Source organism: Actinomadura bangladeshensis (assembly GCF_004348335.1).
Lineage (GTDB): Bacteria > Actinomycetota > Actinomycetes > Streptosporangiales > Streptosporangiaceae > Spirillospora > Spirillospora bangladeshensis.
In genome coordinates this window covers 1-1,653 of record NZ_SMJW01000529.1, presented here as the reverse complement: position 1 = coordinate 1,653, position 1,653 = coordinate 1, and the positions used below count along the sequence as shown (strand labels likewise).

The 1,653-nt window shown below is 75.6% G+C and carries 2 protein-coding genes; one reads left to right on the top strand and one right to left on the bottom strand.

Annotation, left to right across the window (positions count from 1 at the left end):
* The coding region (locus tag E1284_RS40600) for an MmyB family transcriptional regulator (RefSeq protein WP_481726818.1) at positions 1 to 544 on the top strand (544 nt) is incomplete at its 5' end.
* Here E1284_RS40600 and E1284_RS40595 read toward each other — a convergent pair.
* Entirely contained in the window at positions 528 to 1,295 is a 768-nt protein-coding gene (locus E1284_RS40595; RefSeq protein ID WP_131945419.1) for a PP2C family protein-serine/threonine phosphatase, read from the bottom strand. The genes E1284_RS40600 and E1284_RS40595 overlap by 17 nt on opposite strands.
* Positions 1,296 to 1,653 lie beyond the last annotated feature (358 nt).

The window sequence follows — 1,653 nt, the reverse complement described above, 5'->3', positions numbered from 1 at the left end:
CGCCGCGCCGCGGCCCGCCCGCCCCGGCCTGCTGCTGATGCTGGACTCGCTGCGGCCCAGCCCCGCGTACGTGCTGAACGACGTCAACGACGTGCTGGCCGCGAACCCCGAGGGTCTCGCGCTGATGAGCGGGCTCGGCGACTGGCCGCCCGGGCGGCGCAACTCGATCCGCTACACCTTCCTGCACCCGGCCGCCCGGACGGTCTTCGCCGACTGGGACCGGGTCGCCCGCAACGGCGTCGCGCACCTGCACACCGCCGAGCTGACCGCACCCGGGCCCACCGCCGCGCTGGCCGCCGAGCTGGCCGCGGCGAGCGGCGAGTTCGCCGAGCTGTGGAACCGGCAGGACGTGCGGGTCAAGCGCGGCGGGGAGACGGCGTTCCGGCATCCGGTGATCGGCCCGGTGACGCTGGCCAACGAGATCCTCGCCACCGCCGGCGACGGCCAGCGGATGCTGGTGTACCAGGCCGGTCCGGGCACGGCCGAGCACGATGCGCTGGTGCTGCTGGCCATGACCGCCGAAGAGGTCACCCCGCGCGGATGACCAGGGCGGTCGTGTTGTCGCGGGTGCCGGCGTCCAGGGCGTACTGGACGAGGGCGCGGGCGTCGTCCAGCGGGGCGGGGCCGTGCAGGCGGTCGCGGTAGGCGGCCGGGTGCGGCAGGTGGCGCCACAGGCCGTCGGTGCAGAGGAGCAGGGTACCGGGGCCGTGCGGGCGGTAGCTGCGCGTCCGCGGGTGCGGCTCGCCGGCGTTCGCGCCCAGCCAGGAGGTCAGGACGTCCCGGGCGTCGGTGTCGTCTTCGGTGAGCGTCATCCCCGGGCCGTCGCCGGGCAGCCAGTAGGCGCGGCTGTCGCCGATCCAGCTCGCCCAGATCCCCTCCGGGCTCGCGATTCCCGCGACATAGGTGCAGGCGGGGGCCGCGTCGGCCGACGCGGCGAGGGCGGTCACGGCGCGGGACGCGCGGAGGGCCGCCTCGTCGAGGGCGTGCTCTGGGAGCGCGTCCGCCGCCAGCCGGGAGGCGAGGACGTGCGCGGCGGTGTCGGCGGCGACCTGGGCGGCACGGTCGGCGCGTGGCGACATGGAGACGCCGTCGCAGACGACGCCGATCGTCCAGGGGCCGGACACGGTGAGGGTCGCCGCGTCGGCGTTGAGGTCCCGGCGGGCGCGGTCGGTGACGGCGGCGCCGGCGGGCACGGTGGTCTCCAGGTGGGAGCGGAAGGCGGGCTGGGGTCCGCCGCAGTCCCAGCAGCGGCCGTCGGGCGCGACGGTCCCACCGCACGTGGCGCAGGAGGGCATGGGGACAGGATGCCGGAAACCGCGCGCGGGCAATGCGCGGGCAAAGTCCATCTCGTGATCTTGATTCTTTGCCCGGACCGCGTTTACGCGCGCATGACGTGCGGGTACTTAACGCAACGAGATCGTGACACACGGTGAACGAGAGGTCCTCGGGGCGGCAAAGTCCCAGGTCGGGAGCGAGGAGGAAGCGGATGCGGCGCACCGAGCGTGAGATCCGGACCCTCGCGGCCCTCTCCCCGCGCTTCCCGGTCCGTACGGCCGAGGGCGTTCGCGGCGCGCGCCACCGCCACCCGTCCCCCAGCGGGTGCCGGGGCGGCGGTGCGCGGCGACACACCTCGGGTCCTCGGCCGTACCGGAC

Excerpts from the sequence above, each read along its gene's own strand:
- E1284_RS40595 (WP_131945419.1), bottom strand. The coding sequence starts at position 1,295 with ATGCCCTCCTGCGCCACGTGCGGTGGGACCGTCGCGCCCGACGGCCGC.